Origin of the sequence: Bradyrhizobium barranii subsp. barranii, assembly GCF_017565645.3 — a bacterium.
Classification (GTDB): domain Bacteria; phylum Pseudomonadota; class Alphaproteobacteria; order Rhizobiales; family Xanthobacteraceae; genus Bradyrhizobium; species Bradyrhizobium barranii.
On sequence record NZ_CP086136.1, the window covers coordinates 7,895,088 to 7,918,392 of the forward strand.

The window sequence follows — 23,305 nt, forward strand, 5'->3', positions numbered from 1 at the left end:
CCTCGAAATCAGAGAAACATTTCAGTCAAATCAACCGTCGACGCGCTGCCGATCCAGTCAAAGTTTTGCGTCAGCCAGATTCGCGCGGCCTCGCGCCCCTCGTCACGCAGGCGGCACAAGAGGCTCCATTCGGGATGGAACTGCGTGGCCGTTCCGAGCTGCGACATCAATTGGTCGTTTCCAATCCAGTGCATGAACATGCGACTGTGCGTGTTGCGATCGAGCTCGCCATTATCGATCAGCCGGGTCGCGAAGGCAATCGCGCGCATCTCACGCATCAGTGACGAATTGAAGCTGATCTCGTTGATGCGATGGAGAACGTCGGCGGCGCTCGCCGGCAGTTCGTCACGCCGGATCGCGGTCACCTGCACGATGATGACGTCTTGGCTACCTTTTCGATAGATCAGCGGAAAGATCGCGGGATTTCCGAGATAGCCGCCATCCCAATAATGCTCGCCGTCGATCTCGACCGCCTGGAAATATGGCGGCAGACAGGCCGAGGCGAGCACGGTCTCCGCGCTGAGCAGCGGCGTCTGGAACACCTTGATCTTGCCGGTACGGACATTGGTGGCGTTGAGAAATAGCTGTGGTGCGTCCGGCGATGAATTGAGCCGATCGAAATCGACCACGCGTAGCAGCAACGACCGGAGCGGATTGAAGTGGAGGGGGTTGAGCAGGTTCGGCGGCACCGTGTGCGTCAGCGTGTGGATGAAAGCATGGACAGGGTGATATTCCGGCGGCAGCTTGAGGGCCTGGATCAACTGGTTGAGTGGCGAGAACAGGTCATAGACCTGATCCATCCGCGAGACCTCGTACCAGAACGCATGCAGGTTCTGCCGCGCCCCCTCGGCTCCGCCGATGGCCATGCCTGAGGCCAGCACCACCGCATTCATCGCGCCCGCGCTTGTAGCGCTGATCGCCTCGATGGCGAGCCTGCCGTCCTCGAGCACGTGGTCCAGCACGCCCCAGACGAAGGCGCCGTGCGCGCCGCCGCCCTGAAGCGCGAAGTTGACGTTCTTCTGGTTGCTGGTCTCACGGGCGGTCACTTTGCGGGCTTCCTGCCTCCCTTCCCCTCGCTCTCCAGCGCTTTGCGCACTTCGGCGAACTCACGCAGCGAGGCCTTGTCGGCGCGGGGGAAGCGCAGGTCCAGCTTTTCGAGCGCCGCGACGATCGCCGAGCCGATCACGACGCGCGCGAACCATTTGTGGTCGGCCGGCACGACATACCAGGGCGCGTGCGACGTTGCCGTTTGCCGGACGATATCCTGATAGACCGCCTGGTAGCGCGGCCACAGCGCGCGCTCCTTGATGTCGTCCATCGAGAACTTCCACTGCTTGGCCGGTTCCTCGAGCCGCTCAAGGAAGCGCTCGCGCTGCTCCTCCTTGGATAGATTGAGGAAGAATTTCAGAACCACCGTGCCGTTGCGGCTGAGATGGCGCTCGAAAGCGGAGATGTCCTCGAATCGCTCCTTCCAGATGTTCTTGGTGACGAGCCCTTGCGGCAGCTTCTGCCTGGCAAGAATCTCCGGATGCACCCGCGTGACCAGGCACTCCTCGTAATGGGAGCGGTTGAAGATGCCGATATGGCCGCGCTCGGGCAGCGCGATCGCGTGGCGCCAGAGGAAATCGTGATCGAGCTCCTTGGTGCTCGGCGCCTTGAAAGCATGGACCTCGCAGCCCTGCGGGTTGATGCCCTCGAAGATCGCCTTGATCGCAGAATCCTTGCCGGCGGCGTCCATGGCCTGGAGCACGATCAGCACCGACCAGCGGTCCTGGGCGTAGAGCTTCTCCTGAAACTCGATCATCCGCTTCTTGTTGGCGTCGAGAATCTCCTGCGCCTTCTCCTTGTCGAGATCGCCCTTCTCGTTGGTCTTGTAATCCTTGAGGTGAAACTTGCCCGATCCGTCGTAACGGAACGGCGTGATGTAGCTGTCAAGTTCCTGGGCGAGCGATTTGGACGGCTTCTTGCTCATGAGCGCGGGGCACCTTGCGTTGCGGCTTCAATCGGTCGAGCAGGCTACCAAGGATGCCCTTGGGAAGGAATATGATGAAAAGGACCAGCAGCACGCCATAGACGAGGTTGTCCCAGCCGACCGCCTTGGTGCCGAAGCCGATCCGTAAGGTCTCTGCGAGCAGGATGGTGATGACCGCGCCGACGGTCGGCCCGAGCGAGACGAACAGGCCACCGACGATGGCCGCGAACACCATCTGGAGCGACACCGCGATGCCGCTGACCGTGTCGGGCGTGATGAACATCTGGTACTGGACGTAGATCGAGCCCGCCAGCGCCGTCATCAATGCGCTGATCAGCGTAATCTTCAGCTTCTCCGCGGTGACGTTGACGCCGGCGGCGGCCGCGGCATCCTCGTCCTCCGAGATCGTCTCCAGCGCGTAGCGGCTCATGCTGCGGTCGATCAAGTGCCAGACGACAATGCCCGCCAGCCACACGCCAAGCGCGATCAGGTACCAGGTCGTCTTGTCGTCGAATTGCAGCGCAAGCAGCTTGTTGCCCGACGCGCGGTTCGGCGTATAGCCAAGCGAGCCGCCGGTATAGTCGCGCGTGGCCGTGATGACCTGGAGCACGATGCCGGAGAGCGCCAGCGTCACCAGCACGAAATAGTGCCCGGTGATGCGGAAGCGGAAGCAGGGATAGCCGACGATCAGCGCCAGCACCCCGGCCGCGGCCATGCCGACGGGAATGCCGATCCAGGGCGACACGCCGAGATGATTCCAGAGCAGCGCCGTGACATAGGCGCCGATCCCCATGAAGCCGCCATGGCCGAGCGAGACCAGACCGAACCGTCCCATCATCGACCAGGACGTGTAGGCGAACGACCAGATCAGGATCAGCACCAGGATGTGCAGATGATAGGGATCGCGATAGACGAAGGGCAGCGCGACCAGCGCCGCCAGCCCCACCGCCCATGCCGCAAGCCGCCCCTGCCCCATCATCGGCGCCTCGCAAGCAGGCCCGCGGGCCGGATGAACATCATGACGATGAAGAAGGCGAAGGCGAGCACGTAACCCCATTCGAGGTCGGAGAACAGGCCGCCGAGCGATATGATCTCGGCGAACACAAAGGCGGCGATGAAGCCGCCGATGAAATTGCCGAGCCCCCCGAGCACGCAGATCAGGAAGGTGATCGGTCCGAAGGAGAGGCCGACGAAGGGATGCACGTCATATTGCAGCACCAGCAGGCAAGCGGCGAGCCCAGCCAGCGCGCCGCCGAGCGCGGAGGTAATGAGATACATTCTCTTCGTGTCGACGCCCATCAGCGCCATGATCTGCCGATCCTGGGAGATGGCGCGGATCGCGGTGCCGGTGAAGGTGCGGGTCATGAACAGGTACACTGCGACCATGCCGACCAGCGCGGCCAGAAAGGATAGCAGCCGCGCGTAGCTGAAATTCATGTCGCCGAAGGCGAGCACCGGCAGGCGGATGCCGAGATTGCGGAAGTCGATGCCGAAGGCGACGGTGGCAAAGCTCTGGAGCACGAACAGCACCCCGCCTGTCGCAAGCAGCTGGTTGATCGGCGGCGCGGTGAGCAGCGGCGCGATCACGAGGTAGTGCAGCGCGGCGCCGAGGATCGCGACGAGCAAAATGGTGAACGGCGCTGCGATGAAGTAGCTGAGGCCGTAATACTGCACGATGAAATACATGGCGTACATGCCGATCATCACCAGCTCTGCGTAGCAGATCCAGGTCACGTCGATGACGCCAAAGATCAAATTGAGCCCGAGCGCGAGCAGTGCCAGCACGCCGCCGAGCAGGATGCCGTTGATCACGGCCTCCAGCAGATAGATGTCGAAAATGCCCAAAAAAGCTTGCATGCCTGCATGAACCTCATACCCCGAGATACGCTTCCTTGACCGTGTCACTCGCCAGCATCTCGGCCGAGGTGCCGGACGCCCGGATCGTGCCCGCCTCGATCAGATAAGCGCGATCAACCACTTTCAGCACCTGCTGCACGTTCTGCTCGACGATCAGCACCGTCAGGCCACGGGCGCGGATCCGCTTCACCAGCTCGAACACCTGCTGCACCACGACTGGCGCCAGCCCCGCCGACGGCTCGTCGAGCAGCAGGAGTTTTGGATTCGACATCAGCGCGCGGCCGATCGCGCACATCTGCTGCTCGCCGCCGGACATGGTGCCGGCCATCTGGTGGCGGCGTTCCCTCAGGCGCGGAAACAGGTCGAACACGACATCCAGCCGCTCGGCATAGTGGCCGCGCGCCTCCTTCATGAAGGCGCCCATCTTGAGATTGTCGTCGACCGTGAGCTGCGGAAACAGCCGCCGGTTCTCCGGCACATGGGCGATCCCGAGGCTGACGATCTTGTGCGGCGGCGTCGCCACGACGTCGACGCCCTCCATCCTGATCGACCCGCGCGTGGGACGGATCAGGCCGGAGATGACGCGCATCAGGGTGGTCTTGCCGGCGCCGTTCGGACCGATGACGCCGACGGCCTCGCCGGCCTTCACGTCGAGATTGACGTCGAACAGCGCCTGGAATGTGCCGTAACCCGCGCTGACCGAACGAAGCTCCAGCATCGTCTAGCCTCCCGAGCGGCGGCGCGCTTCCGCCGCCGCGGCCTGCGTGGTCTCGGCATCGGTGCCGAGATAGACCTCGATGACGCGCGGGTCGCCGGCAACCGCGCTCGGCAACCCTTCCGAGATCTTCTCGCCATGGTCGAGCACCATCACGCGGTCGACGACGCGCATCAGCACGCCCATGATGTGCTCGACCCAGATGATGGTGATGCCGAGCTCGTCACGGATGTTGCGCAGCATGTCCGCCGCCTGGTCCATCTCGGTCTCGTCGAGACCGCCGAGGCTCTCGTCGGCGAGCAGCAGTTTTGGCGCGGTGGCAAGCGCTTTCGCCAATTCGAGCTTCTTCAGGCCGGCCGCCCCGAGTCCATCGACGCTGGCATGGCGATCGGTCGGCAAGCCCACCATCGCAAGTGACCGCTCGGCCGCCTCCTCCGCCCTGGCACGACTGTGGCGGCCCTGGCCGTAGAACCCGGCCAGCGCGACATTCTCGAAGATTGTCAGGCGTCGGAACGGCCGCGGAATCTGGAAGGTGCGGCCGATGCCGCTGTTGATGATCCGGTGCGGCGCAAGGCCCGCGATCTCGGCGCCGCCGAACAGGATCGAGCCGGATGTCGGCGCCAGCGTGCCGGAGAGCATATTGAAGATCGTGCTCTTGCCCGAGCCGTTGGGGCCGATCAGGCCGAGGATCTCGCCCTGATCAACCCGAAACGACACGTTGTTGACGGCGGTGAAGCCACCAAACCGCTTCACCAGCCCGCTGACTTCCAACACCGCCCTGCTCCGCCGCTACTGGTTGCTGTAGGTGGTGCCCTTCGGCAGCGGCAGCACGGCCTCGCGCTGCGCCTGACTCTTGGGCCACACCACAGAGGATTTGTCGTCGATGTACTGGATCACGACCGGGAATGAGCGCTCGTTCTGCCCGGCCATCGGCGTGCCCTCGCCGTAGAACTTGACGCCGAAGCCCAGCATGGTCCCGCCTTCGGGGATGTCGGTGTCGAGCGCGGCCTTGCGCAGCGCGTCGGGATCGACGCCGCCATACTTCTTGATCGCGCGCGGCAGCACATCACTCATGAACACGTAAGTGTTGGACGCGCCGATGCCGACATGCGCCGAGCGGATGGCAACGCCGGGCCTGATCTTGTCGAACTCCTCGCCGACCATCTTGATCACGGGCGGGAGCTTGGGATCCATGGTCTTCTGGTTGGCGAGCCAGATCGAGATTGGGTCGGTGTTGAAGATGTAGGTGGCGTCAGCCCCCATCCCCTCTTTCAGCTTCTCGTAGACGCCGTAGCCGGCACCATGGCCCATCAGCGCGCCGAACTTCAGCCCCTGCTCGCGAGCCTGGCGCAGCAGCAGCGTGATGTCAGGGTTGTAGCCGGTGTGGAAAATGACATCGGGCTTGGCACGCTTCAGCTTGGTCACCAGCGCGGAGAGATCGGGCGCAGTCGCCGAATAGCCTTCCTTCATCACGACGTTGAAGCCCGCCTTCTTCGCGCCGGCCTCATTGCCCCTGGAGACGTCGACGCCATAGGCGCCATCCTCGTGGATGATGGCGACGCGCAGGTCCTTCGGCTCCTTGTCGAACTTCGCCTTGGCATTCTGCGCGATGAAATCCATCGTCATCATGCCGAACTGGTCGCCGCTCGCCTGCGGGCGGAACACGTATTTGTAGCCCTTGTCGTTGAACACGGCCGACGAGATGCAGGTCGTCATCCACATGAACTTCTTGAGCTGCTCGACGCGGGCGGCGACCGGCACGCATTGTGCCGAGGAGAAGAAGCCGAGCACCATGTCCACCTTCTCCTGCTCGAGCAGGCGGACGGATTCGTTGATGGCGATGTCGGGCTTGCTCTGCGCGTCGGCGGCGTAGACCGCCTCGATCTTGTAGCCTTCGACGCCGGTCTTGGCGAAATGGTCGAGAATAATTTTTGCGCCGATATAGCCGAGCTCAGATCCACCGCCCGCGAGAGGCCCGGTCAGGTCGAAAACAACGCCGATCTTGATCTTCTTCTCTTGAGCCTGGGCCGAAGCCATCAAGCCCGTCGCTGATATCGCGACCAACAGCCCACGTACCAAGCGGGCAGCCATGCGCAGGCGCATCAAAACCTCCCTGGACGATTGTGCATTGCAGTCTTGTTGCTTTTGCTTTTTGGCCCATCACATGGGCTGGGGGCAGCGATGTCAAGCCTCGCGCTTCAGCGCGACGCGAACTGCTGCTCGATAAAGGCCGTGACAAATCGCGGCATGGTCGGCGTGAGATCACTCATCCCGCGCACGAGATGAATGGCCGACAACTCCGGATCGGCTTCGCGGGCGAGATTGGCCTCGATCCGGGCCCGGGCCACGTCACCCGGCATGTCCAGGTTGATAATCTGAATCATTGCAATCGACGGACCGGTGACGACGCAGTGCCAGTCCGGCTGGGCCCGGTAGTCGGCCGCGGTCAAGCCGGTCTCTTCCCCGAGTTCGCGGATGACACTGCCGGGAATGTCGAGCGCGCCATCACTGACGTCGTCGAGATCGGGCGTGCCCGAGGGGAAATAGATGCGGCCCGCATTGGCGGTGTGCTGCGCCATCTCGCCCATAATGAAGGCGCCGTCGGAGGCGCGCAGCGCGCCCATGCCAAAACCGTTGAACACCGCCTTGTCGGGAAAGCCCCAGTCGCGCCAGGCGAGGAAGCTCGCGAAATCCGTCTCGAAATAGGTGGCGGCGAGATGGCCGTCCGTGAACACGGCATCGCGCCCGAGCAGGACGCGGCCGTTCCACATCTTCGGCCGCTCGCGCTGCTTCTCGGCGAAATGCGCAGCAATTTCGGCGCGGCGCTCTTCGGCGAACGGCCAGGCGATCGGCCGCACGGCAAGATCAAGCGTCGTGACGCGATGAATGACCAATGACGTCATGACAGCTGATTACAATGCCTTCGCGTCAGTTATTTGGCGTTCCCTGTGGTCTTCTTGGCCTGATCGACGTACTTGTTGGTAAAGGTCTTGCTGACGTCGATCTTGGCGGCGGCCACCTCGGGCGAGCCGACGCTGAACACCGCGAGCACGGCGTCTGCGCCCTTCGGGTCCATCTTGCCGGTTTCGGAGAACATCGGGATCGTGTTCTTCAGCGCGGCGAGATAAAGCTCCTTGTTCTTGCCGACCATCTCGTCCGGCATCTTCGCCATGATCTCCTCCGGCGAATGCGAATGGATCCAGCCGATCGTGGCCAGCATTGCGTTGGTGAGCGCCTGCGTTTCCTTCTCGTGGCCGTTGATCCAGGCCACGGTCGAGTACAGCGCGCCGCCCGGATATTCGCCGCCGAACGTCTCGAGCGTGTCCTTCTGGGTCCGGGTGTCGCTGAGGATGCGCAGATCCTTGTGGCTGCCCTGGAGCACGGTGACGGAGGGATCGAGCATCACGGCGGCGTCAATCTGCCCCTGCTCCATCGCGGCCACGGCGGTGGCGCCGAGGCCGACGCCGATCACGGCGGTGCCGGCGGGATCGAGCCCGTTCTTCTTGAGCAAATATTTGAGGAAGAAGTCGGTCGAGGAGCCCGGTGCGCTGACGCCGACCTTCTTGCCGGCGAGATCCTTGATCGACTTGATTTCGTTCGTGTGCGACGGCGAGACCACCAGCACGAGGCCGGGATAACGGTCATAGACCACGAAGGCTTGAAGCTCTTGCTTCTTGGCGGCGAGGTTGACGCAATGGTCGAAATAGCCGGAGACCACGTCGGCGCTGCCGCCGAGCACGGCCTTCAGCGCGTCCGAGCCGCCCTTGAGGTCCACGAGCTCGACATTGAGGCCCGCCTTCTCGTATTCGCCGAGTTGCTTGGCCAGCACCGTCGGCAGATAGCACAGGCAGGCGCCGCCTCCGATCGCGATGGTCACCTTGCTTTGCGCCGCGGCAAGACCGGTGGTGAGCGTCAGCGCGAGCAGCGCGCCGGCGAGCCTGGCAATCGTGTTCTTCATTGGTTTCCTCCATTCGGCCGGCGGCACCATAGAGCAGCGGGACTGGCTTGAGAAGCACTGCCAAAGTGCGACTCGCCATCAGCCTTTCGGCACAATAGCATGGGTCCACAAGAACAATTCTTGATGGGGAGGATCATCCATGAATCGCCTTGCAATCGGCCTGTCGATCGCCGCCGCTTTTGCCGCCGGATGCGGCGCAAACCAACTGCTCCGGCCGGCGCTGGCCGCGGAGAACGTCACCGCGCAGATCATCCATACCGGCGAGATGGAAGGCGACGCGCTCGGGCCCGCCAACAATGTCGGCTACCGTTCCAAGATGTTTGCCAGCGCCGACGGCGCCACCATCTCGATCCAGGTCGGCAATGTGCCCAAGCACATGCATCCCAACACCAACGAGATCCAGTACATCCTGGACGGGACCGGGACGATCTGGCTCGGCGACAAGGAGGTGACGGTGAAACCTGGCGACCTCGTCATCATCCCCAAGGGCACGCCGCATGGCGGCACCAAGCCGATCAGCGGTCAGGTCAAGGCCATCGCGATCAAGACGCCGCCGCAGGCGCCCGATGACACCAAGCTGCTGGATTAAGCTTTCGCAATATTGGGGCTCGCGCCAACGCGCGGGCCCGTTCCGTGAATCCCGGCGCTAGATCGGGCGCGTCTGCTTCCGGATCTCGTTCGCGATCGGCTTGAGGGTGTCTCCCGGAAGCTGGCCGACGAGCGTGTAACCCATGCCGCCATCCGCCCACACGAAGCCCGCGACATCGCCGGTCGATTGCGGCATCATCGGCGTATCCAGATTGCGGTTGCTCATCGGACGCGTCAGCACGACAAGCCGGTCGCCGCGATCGTCATCGTACATGAACATCGCGGCCGGGCCGTGCGACGTCGCAACCAAGCGACCGCCCATCAGCCGATAGCCTGAGACAGAGAGGTCCGGCACCTTGACCGGCTGTTTCAGCCGATTCGATACCCATCGCGTGAGCTCGGCACTGTCGGACGCGCGTATCTCGACCGGCCGCACGCCGTCCGGTGCGTAAACGCCATACGAATAGGCCGCCTCCTGTGCCAGCGCAGACAGTCCGTTCGAGCCCTCCTGCAAGACGCCGCGCATGGTCCATCCGCCGAGACCGCCGATGCCGAGAAGCAACATCGCAGCGATCGCCCACCACGCCCGCATGGGAGACCGCCTCCGGCTTTCGATGATGTGCGACAGATTCAGCTCGGCCGGCAACAGCTCGTCGGCGATCGACGCAAATGCCCCGCGCAGCTGCTCGCGCTGGGTGGCGAAGGCCGCAACGCGCGCGGCGACATCCTGATGATCGTCCAGATAGGATGCGACCTCCGCGCGCCGCTCAGGCTCGAGCGCCTGGTCGACATAGGCGTGGAGATCATCCTCGGTGATCGGCCGGCGGTTCATTTCACGCCCCGCAATGCCACGACGTTCCCTGGAGCCACGCCCTCCATCTCCTGCAATAGCCTCTCCCGCGCGCGCGACAGGCGTGACATCACGGTCCCGACCGGGATCTTCAGCACTCCCGCGGCGTCCGCGTAGGATAGATCCTCAACCGCAACAAGCAACAACACGGCACGCTGCTCTTCCGGCAGTCTCGCAAGCTTTTTCAGGACATCCTGATAGATCAGCCTGTGCTCCTGCGCGGCGGCACTGACGAGCTCACGCTCGCCTGCATCGTCGATCGGCATATGCCTGCCCCGCGCCGTCGCCTGACGGAATTGCGTGACCGCCAGATTGTGGAGGATGCTGAACAGCCAGGCGCGCACGCTGCCGTCGCGCCGCTGATGCCAATGGCTGACGGCACGCTCCAGGCAATCCTGAACCAGATCATCGGCAGCCACGCGATCGCGCAAAAGCGCGCGCGCGTAGCGGCGGAGCGCGGGGATAAGCGGCTCGACCTGAACCAGCATGTCCTTCACGAGCCGCTCCACCTGCCCTTTGCCGACGTCGGACGGCGCGTCATCGCGCCTCGATCTGGACCGCCTCACCAGGCATGGCCGCGTCACCGGCCGCAATCACCAGGTACCGCCTTGCTTCAGCGGCGGACTGGTCGACGATCTGCCGGATCGGACCGGCCACATTGACGATGGCAGATCCAGCCGGATTGGTCATGAACGCCGCCAACGGCTGCAACGGGCCACTGCCGTCGCCATGCTCCGCCAGGGCAAGCACATATTTCTGCTTGGGCTGAAGTCCCGTCACCGAAGCCTGCAAGATCTGAATCAGGCCCTGATCGAACAGCGACACGCTGGTCGGCGCCGTGCCGTCCTTCGCACCGTCCTTCGACGCAAGCGTGAGATGAGCGACTTGGCCGGCAACGCCGAGGGCCTGCAAATTCTGGCGGTCATCAGGGTTAGGCGCAGCATTTGGAACATACGCGATTGCCTGCGGCGCCTGGCCGATCGGAACGTTCCCGACCACCTTATTGGTCGCCGTGTCGATGGCCGCGAGTGCGTCCGCGTTCTCCAGCCCCACATAGATGCGCGTGCCATCGCCGGACGGCCAGACGCCGTGCGGCAGATTGCCGACCGGGATCGTCGCGACCTGCGAGAAATCGTCGGTGCGGAACACTTTTACTTCGTTCAGGCCACCGATGGTGACGTAGGCGAACGTGCCCTTGGCGGTGTGCGCGAAATTGACGTGGTTGGTGATCGGCCCGGTATCGATCGTCTTGATCGCGTTGAACGGTGGCCTGGCGTTGAACACCTGTGTCCGGCCGACGTCCTTCAGCGTGAACCACACCTGGTTTCCATCCGGCGTCGCCGCGATGTTCGGGCAGAATGGGCTCTCCTGCTTCACCGTGGCGATGATCTTGTGCTCGGCCACCGAGACGACGTCGGTCTCGGGATTGAACGACGAGCAGATGTAGCCGTATTTGCCGTCGGGTGAGAAAATCTGCATGCCCGGCCCGTTCGGGGTCGTGATGCGAGTCTTCTCCTTGAAGCTGATCGGATCGATGACGGAGACGTAGTTCTCGCCGCGAACGGTGACCCACACTTCCTTGCCGTCCGGCGTGAAGAACGCCTCGTGCGGCGATCGTCCGACGTAAGTGATATGCTTGACCGCGTTGGTCGCGGTGTCGATGAAGCTCACCGAATTGGAACCGATCGACACCACGGCGAGCGTCTTGTGATCGGGCGAAAAGCCCATACCGTGCACGAGCACCTGCCCCTTGTAGAGCGGGCTGAAATTGCCTGGCTGCGGGTCGCCCAGCCGGATCACGCCAAGCAGCTTGTTATCGACGGGATCGGTGACCGAGACCGTATTCGAGAACTGCTCTGCGGCGTACACACGGTCGTGGTGGCTGATCGGAATATCGGGGCCGGACAGCGCGCCCGGCGCCTGCCCCGCCCTCGCGACCGAACCCGTCGCAAGCATCGTGGCCGCCAGGAAAATGCTCTTCATCATGGTGCTTCGTGACGTGGTCATCTGCGACTCCTACTTCTTCATTCCCGTGGACATATCCATCTGCATGCCCGGATGATGATGGACGGTTGTGTTGGGAGCGGAGGGCGGTTGGGTCGGGGCGGGCGTGGTGTCTGTCGCCGGCTCGCCGATCGCGAGCTTCATGGCCGCGATCTCCTGCATCTGGTCGACGATGATTTCCTGGGCGATGCGCCGCAGCTGCTCGTTCTTGCCATAGCGCAATTCGATGACCGCCATCTCGATCGCGCCCTGATGATGCGGACTCATCATTGCGACGAAGTCGCGATCGATGTCGCCGGTCGGCTTGGCCGCCATGTCGTTCATCATCTTGGTCATCGCCGCTTCGTTTTCTTCCAAAAACGCACGCTCCTCCGTGCTCACCGCGGCCGGCGGGGCGGCCGGATGGGATTCATGCGCGAACACGAGCAGCGGGAGTGCGGACGCGACCAGAATTGGCGCGGCAAGGAACGCCGTACCGAGGCCGGGCCTGGGCCATCGGCATCTGCCTGCGAACACCGCTACGGCGCGGCGGAACTGTGAGGGGGGCATCCTGAACTCCCATGCAGGTGGTTGCATGGGGGTATGACGTATGGCCGGGCGTTCTATTCCGGGCGGTCAATCACATAAACGTCAGCAGCCAAACGAGGCGGACTACCCCCGCCCGTCCACGGTCGGGCGCCAGACCAGCAGCCTGCGCTCAACCAGCGTCACCCCGAAGTCGATCAGGATGACGAAGGCCGACAACACGAACATGCCGGCGAACACACCGGCAACGTCGAAGATGCCTTCGGCCTGCTGGATCAGATAGCCGAGCCCCGCCGCCGATCCCAGATATTCGCCGACGACTGCGCCGACCACGGCGAAGCCGACCGAGGTGTGCAGCGAGGAGAACATCCACGACAGCGCCGACGGCCAATAGACATGCTGCATCAGCTGCCGCTCGCTCATGCCGAGCATGCGGCCATTGTCGAGCACGGTGCGGCTGACCTCCTTGACGCCCTGATAGACGTTGAAGAACACGATGAAGAACACCAGCGTCACGCCGAGCGCGACCTTGGACCAGATGCCGAGGCCCAGCCACAGCGCGAAGATCGGCGCAAGCACGACGCGGGGCAGCGCGTTGACCATCTTGACGTAAGGGTCGAACACCGCAGCAACCAGCGGCTGGCGCGCGAACCAGAAGCCGACCAGCACGCCGCCGAGCGATCCGATCACGAACGCCAGAATCGATTCCGTCAACGTGATGCCGAGATGCTTCCAGATCACGCCGGACGAGAACCATTTGACGATCTGGCTGAACACGTCGACCGGGTTGGAGAAGAAGAACGGCGGCAACAGGATTTTTCCGAACACCGGCACGGTCGCAAAGAGCTGCCACAGTACGAGGCAGACGACAGCGACCAGGACTTGCAGCGCAAGCAGCGTCACGCGCGACATCAGATCGCCTCCGCCGCTTGGGTCGATTGCGCGTAGCCCTTCATCACCTCGTCCTTGAGCACGCTCCAGATCTCGCGGTGGAGCGCATGGAACTCCTTGTCCAGCCGCACCTCGAAAATATCGCGCGGGCGCGGCAAGCTCACGCGCCAGTCGCCGATGATGCGCGAGGACGGCCCCGCCGACATAATCACGACGCGATCGGCGAGTGCGATCGCCTCTTCGAGATCATGGGTGACAAACAGCACGGCCTTGCGGTCGGCATTCCAGAGGTCCAGCAGCAGATTGCCCATGACCTGGCGGGTCTGCGCATCGAGCGGCCCGAACGGCTCGTCCATCAGGAGTATCTTTGGGTCGCGGATCAGCACCTGCGCCAGTGCCACGCGCTTGCGCTGGCCGCCGGAGAGCATGTGCGGATAGCGGTTGGCAAAGGCGCCGAGGCCGACGGAAGTCAGCCATTTTTGCGCGCGTTGCAGTGCCTCGGCGCGGGGCGTGCCCGCGATCTCGAGCCCGATCGCGACATTGTCGAGCGCGGTCTTCCAGGGGAACAGCGCATCGGCCTGGAACAGGTAGCCGGCATCCCGGTTCAGCCCCGCGAGCGGCCGGTCGAATATCTTGATGCTGCCGGCGGCGGGCTTGAGCAGGCCGGCCGCGACGTTGAGCAGCGTCGATTTCCCGCAGCCGGTCGGCCCGACGATGGCGACGAACTCGCCCTGCGCGACCGAAAGATGGGCCTTCTCCACCGCCGTATAGACCCGGTCGTCCCCCAGCCGGAACGCGACCTTGGCGTCTTCCAGCGCCACTGCCGTGGGCGTCGTCATGTGTTCCCTCCGAACTTGGCCCGATGCCTTAGCCGCTCGCGCGGCCAAGTTCAATCGAGCCGCCAAGCGTGCTACGCATGGGTCCTGCCGTGCTCTTACCCTCCCCTGGAGGGGGAGGGTAAGAGAGTGAGCCCCGCCCAATGTCTTCCAGGCCGATGATTGGCTATTCCCACGTCAGCAAGAACTTCGGCTCACTCAAGGCCGTCGACGACGTGTCGCTCGACATCGCCGAGGGCGAATTTCTGGCCATCGTCGGCGGCTCCGGCTCCGGCAAGACCACGCTGCTGCGGCTCGCCAACCGGCTGATCGAGGCCGATGCCGGCACGATCACGGTCGAGGGCGAGGATGTGCAAGCCGTCGATCCGGTCGCGCTGCGGCGCCGGATCGGCTACGTCTTCCAGAGCGGCGGGCTGTTTCCGCATCTGAGCGTCGCCGACAATATCGGAATCACGCCAAGGCTGCTGGGCGCACCGGCAGCGGACATCACCGCGCGGGTCGACGAGCTGCTCGAGCTCGTGCAACTCGACCGTCGCGCGCATCGCGATCGCCTGCCCGAGGCGCTCTCCGGCGGCCAGCGCCAGCGCGTCGGGGTGGCGCGAGCGCTCGCGGCACGGCCCCGCATCGTGCTGATGGACGAGCCGTTCGGCGCGCTCGATCCCCTCACCCGCGATGCGCTCGGCGAGGATTTTCGCGAACTGCATCGCAAGCTCGGCCTGACCACGGTCATGATCACCCATGACATGACGGAGGCGATCCTGCTCGCCGACCGCATCGCGGTGATGCGCAGCGGACAGCTGCTGGCGCAGGGCACGCCCGCGGAGCTCTCGAACAGCGGCGACGCCTATGTGCTGGAGCTGCTGCGCACGCCGCGACGCCAGGTCGAGCGGCTGAACGCGCTACTGCCACAGAGCGGTGCGGCATGAGCCTGTTCGCTGATCCGCGCTGGGGCGAGGCGCTGTCGCATCTGCCCGACTATCTCGGCAACCATGTGCGTGTCAGCCTCGCCGCGCTCGCGCTTGGCCTCGCCATCAGCCTGCCGCTGGCGATCCTGACGCGCAACCGACCGGCGCCGCGCGCCATCCTGCTCGCGCTCGCAAGCATCGTGCAGACGGTGCCCGGCTTGGCGCTGCTCGCGCTGTTCTATCCGCTGCTGCTGCTGGCCGCGTCCGTGACACTCGCCTGGTTCGGAATCTCCTTCTCCGCTTTCGGCTTCCTGCCGGCGATGCTGGCGCTCGCGCTCTATTCGATGCTGCCGGTGCTGCGCAACGGCATCACAGGCCTCAACGGCATCGATCCTGCGCTGATCGAAGCCGCCAAAGGCGTCGGCATGACCGCGCGGCAGTCGCTCATCATGGTCGAGTTGCCGCTGGCGCTGCCGGTGATGATGGCCGGCATCCGCACCGCGGCGGTGTGGGTGATCGGCACCGCGACCCTGTCGACGCCGATCGGGCAGACCAGCCTCGGCAATTACATTTTTGCCGGGCTTCAGACCCAGAACTGGGTGTTCGTTCTGTTCGGCTGCTTTGCCTCGGCCTTGCTCGCGCTCGCCGTCGATCAGCTGCTCGGCCTGATCGAGAGCGGCTTGCGCCACCGCAGCCGCCTGCCTGCCGCGCTCGGCGGCATCGGGATCGCGGCGCTGGTCCTCGCAACGCTGGTGCCGACGATGGGACGCTCGTCGCAGAGCTATGTCGTCGGCGCCAAGACGTTCGCCGAGCAATATGTGCTGTCGGCCCTGCTGAGGGATCGCCTCCAGGCCGCCGGTCTCCCCGCGACCGCGCGGTCGGGTCTCGGCTCCAGCGTGATCTTCGAGGCGCTCAAGGCCGGCGACATTGATCTCTATGTCGATTATTCCGGCACGCTGTGGGCCAACCAGCTGCACCGCACGGACATCAAGCCGCGCGCGGAGTTGTTGGCGGAGCTCAAGACAGCGCTCGCAAAGGACCATATCACCCTGCTCGGCGAGCTTGGCTTCGAGAACGCCTATGCGCTGGTGATGCCGAAGAAGCGCGCCGAAGCGCTCGGCATCCGCACCATCGCCGATCTCGCCGCGCATGCACCGGCGCTGTCCATCGCCGGCGACTACGAATTCTTCTCGCGCCCCGAATGGGCAGCGCTGCAAAAATCCTATGCCCTCTCGTTCCGCGCCCAGCGCCAGATGCAGCCGGATTTCATGTATGCGGCCGTCGGCAGCGGCGAGGTCGACGTGATCGCCGGCTACACCAGCGACGGACTGATCGCGAAATACGATCTGGTCGTGCTGGACGATCCCAGGCACGCGATCCCGCCCTACGACGCGATCCTGCTGCTGGCGCCGAAGCGGGCCGGCGATGAGCGACTACAGGCCGCGCTCAAGCCGCTGCTTGGCAAGATCGACATCGCCACAATGCGCGAGGCCAATTTGCGCGCCGGCGGCAACGACGCGAATTCATCGCCGGATGCGGTGGCGAAGTGGCTTTGGGAGAAGGTGGGCAAGCGGTAGGCCCGGATTTCGTAGGGTGGGCAAAGGCGCGTAAGCGCCGTGCCCACCGTCTCTCAACACGCGCAACAGGATGGTGGGCACGCTTCGCTTTGCCACCCTACGATCTGGGTCTTGCGTAGCGATCAGCGCTACAGCCCCCGGATGATCCCGGCATTGATCAGCAGCCGGTTGAGCCGCCGCGCCTCCGCACCGTCCTTGCAGCCGTAGAAGATGCCTTTGCAGCGGAGCATGATCTGCTTCTGTTCGGCAAAGGAGGGATCGAGCGGAATGCCGGCGGCTTCCTGAATCACCAGCGGGAGATAAGGGCCGTCGACCGTGTCCATCACGGCCTCGCTCTTCACCGGCTCGAAATTGATGGCGTCGATCGCGTAATAGGTCGCGTAGAGACGCGGGTCGTAAGCGTCGAGCTTCTTGCCGAGGGCGCCCTCGTCGAGCCCGGGCTCGAGGAGGTTCGGCGCAAACTCGGGCTGGTGATCGCCGTAGCGCACGATCAGGAAGGGCTCGCCGGGAAAATTTTTCTTCAGCCCCGCCACAAACGCTCTGTACTGCTCGGCGCTCATCGCCTGCCGGCGCAGATATTCGTCGATGGACGCCACATTATTGCCCGGCGCGCGCCAGTTCGGCAGCAGATCGGGGCGGAAGCGCGTCTCCCAGGGGAAATGATTGGCGCCGAGATAGATGAAGGTGAACAGCGGCTTGTTCGGCGGCTGCTGGCCCATCAGCTGGAGCGCCTTGTCGTAGAAAAAGGAGTCCGGCTCGACGTCCTTAGCGCCGAGATCCTTCGAGTCGAGGAAGCGTTCGACGCCCGTCGTCACCTGAAAGCTGCGCGCGCCCATGAAGCCGCCATAGGCGGGATAGAGCGATAACGTGTCATAGCCGCAGCGGCGCAGCGCCAGCGGGAGGCCCCGCTCGACGCGGTTTGAGGCGATGCGCGTCACGAAATAGGCGAAGCGGCCGAACGAGCGCGAGGAGAGGCCAGCGAGCACGTTGTATTCGGTGAACCAGCTCGGCCCGCCATTGCTCTCGGCAAGGAACGTGCGCTGCTTGCCGTCAAAGGATTTGAAATGATCGCCATAGCGCGGCGGCACCTTGATGCCCTGGGCGGCGCGGATGTCGAAGCTAGATTCATCATGGACCATGATAATGTTCGGCCGGCGGCCCGCGGGGTGGCAGGCATCCACCAGCGGCATGTTGAGCCGTTCGTTGGTCGAGGCCGCCGACTCCATGAAGCCGTATTGCGCGAAATCGGAGACCGCGCTGACGCCGGAGCGGAAGAATTTCGAGAGATAGCCGTCGTCGTAATAGCCGCGCCAGGCCTCGTCTGGATGATAGAGCGAATAGCCGACCAGTGCGGCAAGACAGGCGAGCGTGGACGCGAACGCCGGCAGGCGGCGGATGCGAAACGGATCGAGCCACCACAGCGCATACATCAGCGGCAGCGTGACGAGGCCGGCCCCGATCACCGACCAGCGCAAGTTCGGGAAGATCGTGAACAGGAACGCCACGGTGTCGCGGTCGATCATCATCAGGTCGATGAAGTTGACCGTCATCTGCACGACGTCGTGCTTGAGACGCGACAGCAGCACCAGCACGACGACCATGGTCAGCGACAGCGCACCCGACAGTGCCGGCCGCCGCAAGAGCGTGATCCAGAAGAAATTGAGGATGCCCCAGGCGAGCACGAACGAAAGCCGCGAACCGAAATCGGTCTCGGTCTCGTACATGAGCGCGAGGGCGGCAAGATGCGGCGCGGCAACCGCAAGCAGGCGCCAGATGCCGAGCGCGGCAACGCTCGCCAGCACGGCGGTGGTGGCAGAAGGACCTGGATTCGGCGCGGACGCCATCGACGGCACGCAACTTCTGGTCCGGCGCGATGAATACCCAGCCGTCGGGCCGGCCTGCGGCGTTCGGCGCAGCCGGAAGCCTGCACCGTGTCATAAAACTGTAATTGAATGGTCACGGACAAGCAACGCGTGTCGCGGTCCGACCTTCGCTTAATGTTAGCAGGCGGCGAACAGCCGCACGGCCAACTCCATCCCCTCACCCTGAGGAGCCTGCGAAGCAGGCGTCTCGAAGGGCGAGGCCCGAGTGGGCCTGCATGGTTCGAGACGGCGCTACGCGCCTCGTCGCCATGAGGGTCAGTCAGTTCAGGAGCCGCGGCCCGACTTCGCGATCCCCGCGATGAAGAGGTCGATCACCCCTTCCGCCATCCGCTCGGTCTCGCCCTCCTCCACCCCCCAGCGCGGAAAGTGGCCGTCGAGGTTCATCCGGGCAAAGCCGTAGACCAGGGCGCGGCCGGCGATCTGGATGCGCTTGAGGTCGGCCGACCGCAGCAGGCCCTGCTCCGCCGCGTCTGCCAGCATCCGTTCGGTTAGAGCGATCAGTTCGGCATTGTCGCGTGTCAGCTCCGCGGAGCTGCCGTGGGCGAAATAGCGCCCCGTGGAGATGATCTCGAAATGCGCGGGGTTGCGCATCGCCCAGCGCAGGTAGGCAAGCCCGAAGGCGCGGAAGCGGCCGAGCGGGTCGGTGGCCGGCGCCTGGCCCAGCGCCACCTCGATCTCGGCACGAAAGCGCCGCTGCGCCTCCCCGGCCACCGCCGCCATCAGCGCGTCGCGGTTGGGGAAGTGCCGGAACGGCGCCCCCGGCGAAACCGCGGCCCGGCGTGCGGCCTCGCGCACCGAGACTTCGGCATCCTCCGCCGCCAGTTGCAACGCAGCATCGATCAGCACGCGGCGGAGGTCACCGTGATGATAGGGCCGGGCTTCCGGCGTTTGGCGGCGGGCGCGCGGCTTGGACGGCTGTCGGGCAGGCATGGCGCTTCCTAGCATCACCTCAACGTGAATGTAAGCATCGATTACACCGTTGACGACTTCGCCAGCCTGAAATGTAATCGATGCTTACATTAGGGAGGAGACCGCCATGTCACAACGTCAGAACTGGTTCGAGGGCTGGCGGCTGCTCGCCGTTCTCACCCTGAGCCTCATCGCGCTCAGCCTGTGGATCGCGTCGATGCGGCAGTTCGAGGTCGAGGGCGTGCGGATGGTGATCCGTTTCACGGCGCGAAGCTCGCTGCTGCTGTTCTGCCTTGCCTTCAGTGCAGCGGCGCTCGCCCGGCTGTGGCCGAACGCCTGGACCCGCTGGCAGCGCCGCAACCGTCGCTATCTGGGCTTAAGCTTTGCGGCCTCCCACGCCATCCACGCGGTTGCGATCGTTGCGTTCGCCAGAATGGACCCGGCCGGCTTTGCGGTGGCGACTTCGGCCGCGTCCTACATCTTCGGCGGCATCGGCTATGCATTCATCATCGCCATGAGCGCGACCTCGTTCGACCGCACCGCCGCGCTGCTCGGACCGCAGGCCTGGCGCGTGCTGCACCTCGTGGGCGGCTATTACCTCTGGTTCCAGTTCATGGTGTCGTTCGGCAAGCGCGTGCAGGCGATGCCGCTCTATGCCGCCTTCCTCATTCCGTTGTTCGCCGTGATGGCGCTGCGGCTGATCGCGATGGCCGCCCACCCCCGCCGACGGACGGCCGAAGCGAGCTGAACGTCGATCAGCCCTGCGGCAGGAACCCCAGGCGCTTTGCGATGATGCGATCAACCGTCCGTTTCGGCAGCAATGCGCCGACCAGATGGCGCAACGGATCCGGCGTGATCTGGTAGCGCACCTTGGGGCTCGCGGCGGTCAGCGCCTCGAACACGATTTCGGCGATCCGCTCGGCCGGCAGGCCCTTCGCACCGAGGTCCATCATGAACGCCATGACCTTGTTCAGCGCCGGCAGATAGGGCGAGTTCTGGTAGACGGAGAGATCGATCTCTTCGGCCTTGCTCCAGATCGGCGTCTTCACTGCGCCCGGGGCGACGATGATGACGTCGATCCCGAACAGCATCAGCTCACGCCGCAGGCTCTCCGACAGGCCTTCGATGGCGTGCTTGGAGGTGCAGTAAGGCGCCGACAGCGGATTGCCGTTCTTGCCGGCGACCGAGCTGATCATCACGATCCGCCCCTTCGGCCCCTTCAGCGATGGGTCCGCGCCGAGCAGCGGCCCAAAGGCTTGCGTCGCGATGACCGGGCCGATGACGTTGATGTCCATCTGGCGGCGGAAATCGTCGACCGACAATTCCAGGACCGGCCCCGCGACCGCAATGCCGGCATTGTTGACGAGCCCCGCCAGCGTGTCGCCAGCCAGCGCCTCGCGAACCTGGCGCGCAGCGGCGAGCACGGCGGCCTCGTCGGTAACGTCGAACAGGAGCGGCGTGAAGTTCGCGCCGAACTCACCCCTGAGCCGGTCGGCGTCGGCCTGCTTGCGGACGCTGCCGAAGACGCGGTAGCCGCGCCCGATCAGAAATTTCGCAATGGCCCAGCCGATGCCGGTGGACGCGCCGGTGACGACGACAGATCGCATAGACCCCTCCCCCTCAAGTTCCCGCGATCACGGAGAGAAGGATGTGTCAGCGCAATGCCACCCAACGCTCAAAGGGACGTCGCGGGTGTCGATTCTTAAGATGAAGCGGCGCGCGAGCTTCGCGCCATGAGATTGATTGCGCCCTGAAGATGCAGATGAAGATCCGAATCCTCGATCTTGAAGACGCTGGGCTTTTGGCGATCGCGAGCTTCTGGAAAGGTTCTGAAACGACGCGAGACCAAGAATGTGGTTTAAGCGTCAGTTCTTCGCGCTCAGAGGGCATGTCAGCTCGCGAAGAATTTGAATGAAGCGGCAATGCTTCGCGCGAGATGAAAGGAGCGAGACCGCCGTTCGCGATCTCGCTCCGATGTAGTCGAGAAGGTTTAAAATTTGGTTTGGCGAGCGAAGCTTGTGTTTCGCTCGTCATTCCGGGGCGCGACGAAGTCGCGAACCCGGAATGACGGCGCACCCGTCAGTTCTTGCTCTTGTCGACCAGCGCGCCCTTCTTGATCCAGGGCATCATGTCGCGCAGTTTCGCGCCGACTTCCTCGATCGGGTGCGCGGCGAGCTTGGCGCGGGTCGCCTTGAACGAGGTCTGGTTGACCTTGTTCTCGAGCATCCAGTCGCGGGCGAACTTGCCGCCCTGGATGTCGGCGAGAACGCGCTTCATCTCGGCCTTGGTCTCCGCGGTGACGATGCGCGGACCGGTGACGTACTCGCCGTACTCCGCGGTGTTGGAGATCGAGTAGTTCATGTTGGCGATGCCGCCTTCATAGATCAGGTCGACGATCAGCTTCACTTCGTGCAGGCACTCGAAATAGGCCATCTCCGGGGCGTAACCGGCTTCGACCAGGGTCTCGTAGCCGGCCTTGATCAGCTCGACCAAGCCGCCACAGAGCACGACCTGCTCGCCGAACAGGTCGGTCTCGCACTCTTCCTTGAAGGTGGTCTCGATGATGCCGGCACGACCGCCGCCGACGGCGGAGGCGTAGGAGAGGCCGAGGTCATGGGCGTTGCCCGAGACGTCCTTGGCGATCGCGATCAGGCAGGGCACGCCGCCGCCGCGCTGATATTCCGAACGCACCGTGTGGCCGGGGCCCTTCGGCGCGATCATGAGCACGTCGAGGTCGGCGCGCGGGTCGAGCAGGTTGAAGTGGACGTTGAGGCCGTGCGCGAACACGAGGGCGGCGCCCTTCTTCATGTTGTCGTGCAGGTGCTCACGATAAATGTCGCCCTGGAGCTCGTCCGGGGTCAGCATCATGACGAGGTCGGCCCATTTGGCGGCGTCGGCGACTTCCATCACCTTGAAGCCGGCGGCTTCCGCCTTCTTGACCGAGCCCGAGTCCTTGCGCAGCGCAATGGCGACGTCCTTGACGCCGGAGTCCTTGAGGTTGAGCGCATGGGCGTGGCCCTGGCTGCCATAGCCGACGATGGCGACCTTCTTGCCCTTGATCAGGTTCAGGTCGGCGTCGCGATCGTAATAAACACGCATAGTCGTTTCCTCGTTCAGGGCCAGAATCGGCCGATAGTCAGTGTCCGAAGGGTGAAATTTGCGGATTTCGGGGGCTGTCTAGAGCATTTTCAGCCCCTAGGGAAACCCGTTTCTGCATGGAAATCCGCGACATCATGCATCCATGAAAACGGGGTAGAGGGAGGCGAGCAGCAGGAGCGCCATCACGATATTGAAGGCGCGGACCAGCCGCTCCGAGGTCAGTACCGGTCGTAGTGCAGTGCCGAACAGGGCCCAGACCACCGTCGAGACCGTGCCAACGAGCAGGCTGATCAGGGTCTGGATCGCGATGTTCAGGGGGAATTGGGCGATGGCCGCATAGGCGGTGATGGTGCCGATCACGATCACCCAGCCCTTGGCGTTGATCCACTGGAACATCGCCGCGCCCCAGAAGGTCATCGGGCCACGGCCGTCCTCCTCGCCCGGCTTGGCCGGACCCGAGAAGGCGATCACCGCGGCGAGGTAAATCAAGTAGGCGGCGCCGGCATATTTCAGGATGGCCTGGAGGATCGGATAGGCCAGAAACACCGTGCCGAGCCCGAGGCCGACGGCGCCGACCATGAAGGCGAAGCCGATCGTGATGCCAGCGATATGCGGGATGGTGCGGCGGAAGCCGTAAGTCAGTCCCGACGACAGCAGCATGATGTTGTTCGGCCCCGGCGTGAAGAACATCACGAGGGCGAAGATGATGAAGGCATAGAGCAGCGACTGGGACATG

At 64.1% G+C, this 23,305-nt stretch carries 25 protein-coding genes; 5 read left to right on the top strand and 20 right to left on the bottom strand.

The window, feature by feature from the left end:
- Positions 1–8: 8 nt before the first annotated feature.
- From J4G43_RS38420 to J4G43_RS38460, 9 genes are all read right to left on the bottom strand, one after another.
- A complete protein-coding gene (locus J4G43_RS38420; RefSeq protein ID WP_208088109.1) occupies positions 9–1,046 on the bottom strand; it encodes a patatin-like phospholipase family protein in 1,038 nt (345 codons plus the stop codon).
- Positions 1,043–1,972, bottom strand: a complete 930-nt coding sequence (locus tag J4G43_RS38425) for a polyphosphate kinase 2 family protein (RefSeq protein WP_208088110.1) — start codon at positions 1,970–1,972, stop codon at positions 1,043–1,045. The genes J4G43_RS38420 and J4G43_RS38425 overlap by 4 nt, the downstream gene beginning before the upstream one ends.
- The gene (locus tag J4G43_RS38430; protein WP_208088111.1) at positions 1,932–2,951 is read right to left on the bottom strand and encodes a branched-chain amino acid ABC transporter permease; all 1,020 of its coding nucleotides are present in this window, start codon (positions 2,949–2,951) and stop codon (positions 1,932–1,934) included. The genes J4G43_RS38425 and J4G43_RS38430 overlap by 41 nt, the downstream gene beginning before the upstream one ends.
- Positions 2,948–3,829 (bottom strand): branched-chain amino acid ABC transporter permease, encoded by an 882-nt coding sequence (locus J4G43_RS38435; RefSeq protein WP_063981643.1) that lies wholly within the window; start codon positions 3,827–3,829, stop codon positions 2,948–2,950. The genes J4G43_RS38430 and J4G43_RS38435 overlap by 4 nt, the downstream gene beginning before the upstream one ends.
- A 13-nt stretch (positions 3,830–3,842) precedes the next feature.
- Positions 3,843–4,547, bottom strand: a complete 705-nt coding sequence (locus J4G43_RS38440; RefSeq protein ID WP_208088112.1) for an ABC transporter ATP-binding protein — start codon at positions 4,545–4,547, stop codon at positions 3,843–3,845.
- Positions 4,548–4,550: 3 nt separating this feature from the next.
- Positions 4,551–5,318 (bottom strand): ABC transporter ATP-binding protein, encoded by a 768-nt coding sequence (locus J4G43_RS38445; RefSeq protein WP_028150401.1) that lies wholly within the window; start codon positions 5,316–5,318, stop codon positions 4,551–4,553.
- 15 nt (positions 5,319–5,333) lie between these two features.
- Positions 5,334–6,647 carry an ABC transporter substrate-binding protein gene (locus J4G43_RS38450; RefSeq protein ID WP_208088113.1) on the bottom strand — a complete coding sequence of 438 codons (1,314 nt, stop codon included), beginning with the start codon at positions 6,645–6,647 and terminating at the stop codon, positions 5,334–5,336.
- Positions 6,648–6,742: 95 nt separating this feature from the next.
- Positions 6,743–7,447 (bottom strand): NUDIX hydrolase, encoded by a 705-nt coding sequence (locus tag J4G43_RS38455; RefSeq protein WP_208088114.1) that lies wholly within the window; start codon positions 7,445–7,447, stop codon positions 6,743–6,745.
- Positions 7,448–7,476: 29 nt separating this feature from the next.
- Complete coding sequence (locus J4G43_RS38460; protein ID WP_071910550.1) at positions 7,477–8,502, bottom strand: ABC transporter substrate-binding protein; 1,026 nt, start codon at positions 8,500–8,502, stop codon at positions 7,477–7,479.
- Positions 8,503–8,641: 139 nt separating this feature from the next.
- Between J4G43_RS38460 and J4G43_RS38465 the strand changes: the two genes are divergently transcribed.
- Positions 8,642–9,091: a cupin domain-containing protein gene (locus J4G43_RS38465; protein WP_015684397.1), complete on the top strand. Its 450-nt coding sequence runs from the start codon at positions 8,642–8,644 to the stop codon at positions 9,089–9,091.
- Positions 9,092–9,148: 57 nt separating this feature from the next.
- Here J4G43_RS38465 and J4G43_RS38470 read toward each other — a convergent pair whose 3' ends face one another.
- From J4G43_RS38470 to J4G43_RS38495, 6 genes are all read right to left on the bottom strand, one after another.
- A complete protein-coding gene (locus J4G43_RS38470; RefSeq protein ID WP_208088115.1) occupies positions 9,149–9,922 on the bottom strand; it encodes an anti-sigma factor family protein in 774 nt (257 codons plus the stop codon).
- The gene (locus J4G43_RS38475) at positions 9,919–10,428 is read right to left on the bottom strand and encodes a sigma-70 family RNA polymerase sigma factor (RefSeq protein WP_210387729.1); all 510 of its coding nucleotides are present in this window, start codon (positions 10,426–10,428) and stop codon (positions 9,919–9,921) included. The genes J4G43_RS38470 and J4G43_RS38475 overlap by 4 nt, the downstream gene beginning before the upstream one ends.
- Before the next feature lie 49 nt (positions 10,429–10,477).
- Positions 10,478–11,947, bottom strand: coding sequence for a YncE family protein (locus J4G43_RS38480; RefSeq protein ID WP_063981637.1), 1,470 nt, complete (start codon positions 11,945–11,947; stop codon positions 10,478–10,480).
- A gap of 9 nt (positions 11,948–11,956) precedes the next feature.
- A complete protein-coding gene (locus tag J4G43_RS38485; RefSeq protein WP_063981636.1) occupies positions 11,957–12,493 on the bottom strand; it encodes a DUF305 domain-containing protein in 537 nt (178 codons plus the stop codon).
- A gap of 102 nt (positions 12,494–12,595) precedes the next feature.
- A complete protein-coding gene (locus J4G43_RS38490) occupies positions 12,596–13,381 on the bottom strand; it encodes an ABC transporter permease (protein WP_014493076.1) in 786 nt (261 codons plus the stop codon).
- Positions 13,381–14,199: an ABC transporter ATP-binding protein gene (locus J4G43_RS38495; protein WP_014493075.1), complete on the bottom strand. Its 819-nt coding sequence runs from the start codon at positions 14,197–14,199 to the stop codon at positions 13,381–13,383. Before J4G43_RS38495 ends, J4G43_RS38490 begins: the two co-directional genes overlap by 1 nt.
- Positions 14,200–14,339: 140 nt before the next feature.
- Here J4G43_RS38495 and J4G43_RS38500 point away from each other — a divergent pair, with 140 nt between their 5' ends.
- The gene (locus J4G43_RS38500; RefSeq protein WP_208088116.1) at positions 14,340–15,122 is read left to right on the top strand and encodes an ATP-binding cassette domain-containing protein; all 783 of its coding nucleotides are present in this window, start codon (positions 14,340–14,342) and stop codon (positions 15,120–15,122) included.
- On the top strand, positions 15,119–16,678 hold the full coding sequence (locus J4G43_RS38505) for a glycine betaine ABC transporter substrate-binding protein (protein WP_208088117.1): 1,560 nt from the start codon (positions 15,119–15,121) through the stop codon (positions 16,676–16,678). Before J4G43_RS38500 ends, J4G43_RS38505 begins: the two co-directional genes overlap by 4 nt.
- A gap of 128 nt (positions 16,679–16,806) precedes the next feature.
- Here J4G43_RS38505 and J4G43_RS38510 read toward each other — a convergent pair whose 3' ends face one another.
- On the bottom strand, positions 16,807–18,522 hold the full coding sequence (locus J4G43_RS38510; RefSeq protein WP_071910536.1) for a sulfatase-like hydrolase/transferase: 1,716 nt from the start codon (positions 18,520–18,522) through the stop codon (positions 16,807–16,809).
- A gap of 303 nt (positions 18,523–18,825) precedes the next feature.
- The gene (locus tag J4G43_RS38515) at positions 18,826–19,491 is read right to left on the bottom strand and encodes a TetR/AcrR family transcriptional regulator (protein WP_225005357.1); all 666 of its coding nucleotides are present in this window, start codon (positions 19,489–19,491) and stop codon (positions 18,826–18,828) included.
- 106 nt (positions 19,492–19,597) lie between these two features.
- On the opposite strand from J4G43_RS38515, the gene J4G43_RS38520 reads away from it, so the two are divergent.
- Positions 19,598–20,218: a hypothetical protein gene (locus tag J4G43_RS38520; protein ID WP_208088119.1), complete on the top strand. Its 621-nt coding sequence runs from the start codon at positions 19,598–19,600 to the stop codon at positions 20,216–20,218.
- Positions 20,219–20,225: 7 nt separating this feature from the next.
- On the opposite strand, the gene J4G43_RS38525 is transcribed toward J4G43_RS38520, so the two are convergent.
- Entirely contained in the window at positions 20,226–21,077 is an 852-nt protein-coding gene (locus tag J4G43_RS38525) for an SDR family oxidoreductase (protein WP_085399722.1), read from the bottom strand.
- A 155-nt stretch (positions 21,078–21,232) separates the two neighbouring features.
- Between J4G43_RS38525 and J4G43_RS38530 the strand changes: the two genes are divergently transcribed.
- Complete coding sequence (locus tag J4G43_RS38530) at positions 21,233–21,385, top strand: hypothetical protein (protein WP_208088120.1); 153 nt, start codon at positions 21,233–21,235, stop codon at positions 21,383–21,385.
- Between the two features lie 164 nt (positions 21,386–21,549).
- Here J4G43_RS38530 and ilvC read toward each other — a convergent pair whose 3' ends face one another.
- Both ilvC and J4G43_RS38540 read right to left on the bottom strand, forming a co-directional pair.
- Complete coding sequence (gene ilvC / locus J4G43_RS38535; RefSeq protein WP_208088121.1) at positions 21,550–22,569, bottom strand: ketol-acid reductoisomerase; 1,020 nt, start codon at positions 22,567–22,569, stop codon at positions 21,550–21,552.
- Positions 22,570–22,701: 132 nt separating this feature from the next.
- Positions 22,702–23,304, bottom strand: a complete 603-nt coding sequence (locus J4G43_RS38540; RefSeq protein ID WP_208088122.1) for a LysE family translocator — start codon at positions 23,302–23,304, stop codon at positions 22,702–22,704.
- Position 23,305 lies beyond the last annotated feature (1 nt).

Bases quoted from the DNA above. Each gene is read 5' to 3' on its own strand.
- J4G43_RS38425 (WP_208088110.1), bottom strand. From the start codon at position 1,972: ATGAGCAAGAAGCCGTCCAAATCGCTCGCCCAGGAACTTGACAGCTAC.
- J4G43_RS38430 (WP_208088111.1), bottom strand. From the start codon at position 2,951: ATGATGGGGCAGGGGCGGCTTGCGGCATGGGCGGTGGGGCTGGCGGCG.
- J4G43_RS38435 (WP_063981643.1), bottom strand. From the start codon at position 3,829: ATGCAAGCTTTTTTGGGCATTTTCGACATCTATCTGCTGGAGGCCGTG.
- J4G43_RS38440 (WP_208088112.1), bottom strand. From the start codon at position 4,547: ATGCTGGAGCTTCGTTCGGTCAGCGCGGGTTACGGCACATTCCAGGCG.
- J4G43_RS38450 (WP_208088113.1), bottom strand. From the start codon at position 6,647: ATGCGCCTGCGCATGGCTGCCCGCTTGGTACGTGGGCTGTTGGTCGCG.
- J4G43_RS38455 (WP_208088114.1), bottom strand. From the start codon at position 7,447: ATGACGTCATTGGTCATTCATCGCGTCACGACGCTTGATCTTGCCGTG.
- J4G43_RS38460 (WP_071910550.1), bottom strand. From the start codon at position 8,502: ATGAAGAACACGATTGCCAGGCTCGCCGGCGCGCTGCTCGCGCTGACG.
- J4G43_RS38465 (WP_015684397.1), top strand. From the start codon at position 8,642: ATGAATCGCCTTGCAATCGGCCTGTCGATCGCCGCCGCTTTTGCCGCC.
- J4G43_RS38470 (WP_208088115.1), bottom strand. From the start codon at position 9,922: ATGAACCGCCGGCCGATCACCGAGGATGATCTCCACGCCTATGTCGAC.
- J4G43_RS38475 (WP_210387729.1), bottom strand. From the start codon at position 10,428: ATGCTGGTTCAGGTCGAGCCGCTTATCCCCGCGCTCCGCCGCTACGCG.
- J4G43_RS38480 (WP_063981637.1), bottom strand. From the start codon at position 11,947: ATGACCACGTCACGAAGCACCATGATGAAGAGCATTTTCCTGGCGGCC.
- J4G43_RS38485 (WP_063981636.1), bottom strand. From the start codon at position 12,493: ATGCCCCCCTCACAGTTCCGCCGCGCCGTAGCGGTGTTCGCAGGCAGA.
- J4G43_RS38490 (WP_014493076.1), bottom strand. From the start codon at position 13,381: ATGTCGCGCGTGACGCTGCTTGCGCTGCAAGTCCTGGTCGCTGTCGTC.
- J4G43_RS38495 (WP_014493075.1), bottom strand. From the start codon at position 14,199: ATGACGACGCCCACGGCAGTGGCGCTGGAAGACGCCAAGGTCGCGTTC.
- J4G43_RS38500 (WP_208088116.1), top strand. From the start codon at position 14,340: ATGTCTTCCAGGCCGATGATTGGCTATTCCCACGTCAGCAAGAACTTC.
- J4G43_RS38505 (WP_208088117.1), top strand. From the start codon at position 15,119: ATGAGCCTGTTCGCTGATCCGCGCTGGGGCGAGGCGCTGTCGCATCTG.
- J4G43_RS38510 (WP_071910536.1), bottom strand. From the start codon at position 18,522: ATGGCGTCCGCGCCGAATCCAGGTCCTTCTGCCACCACCGCCGTGCTG.
- J4G43_RS38515 (WP_225005357.1), bottom strand. From the start codon at position 19,491: ATGCCTGCCCGACAGCCGTCCAAGCCGCGCGCCCGCCGCCAAACGCCG.
- J4G43_RS38520 (WP_208088119.1), top strand. From the start codon at position 19,598: ATGTCACAACGTCAGAACTGGTTCGAGGGCTGGCGGCTGCTCGCCGTT.
- J4G43_RS38525 (WP_085399722.1), bottom strand. From the start codon at position 21,077: ATGCGATCTGTCGTCGTCACCGGCGCGTCCACCGGCATCGGCTGGGCC.
- J4G43_RS38530 (WP_208088120.1), top strand. From the start codon at position 21,233: ATGAAGATCCGAATCCTCGATCTTGAAGACGCTGGGCTTTTGGCGATC.
- ilvC (WP_208088121.1), bottom strand. From the start codon at position 22,569: ATGCGTGTTTATTACGATCGCGACGCCGACCTGAACCTGATCAAGGGC.
- J4G43_RS38540 (WP_208088122.1), bottom strand. From the start codon at position 23,304: ATGTCCCAGTCGCTGCTCTATGCCTTCATCATCTTCGCCCTCGTGATG.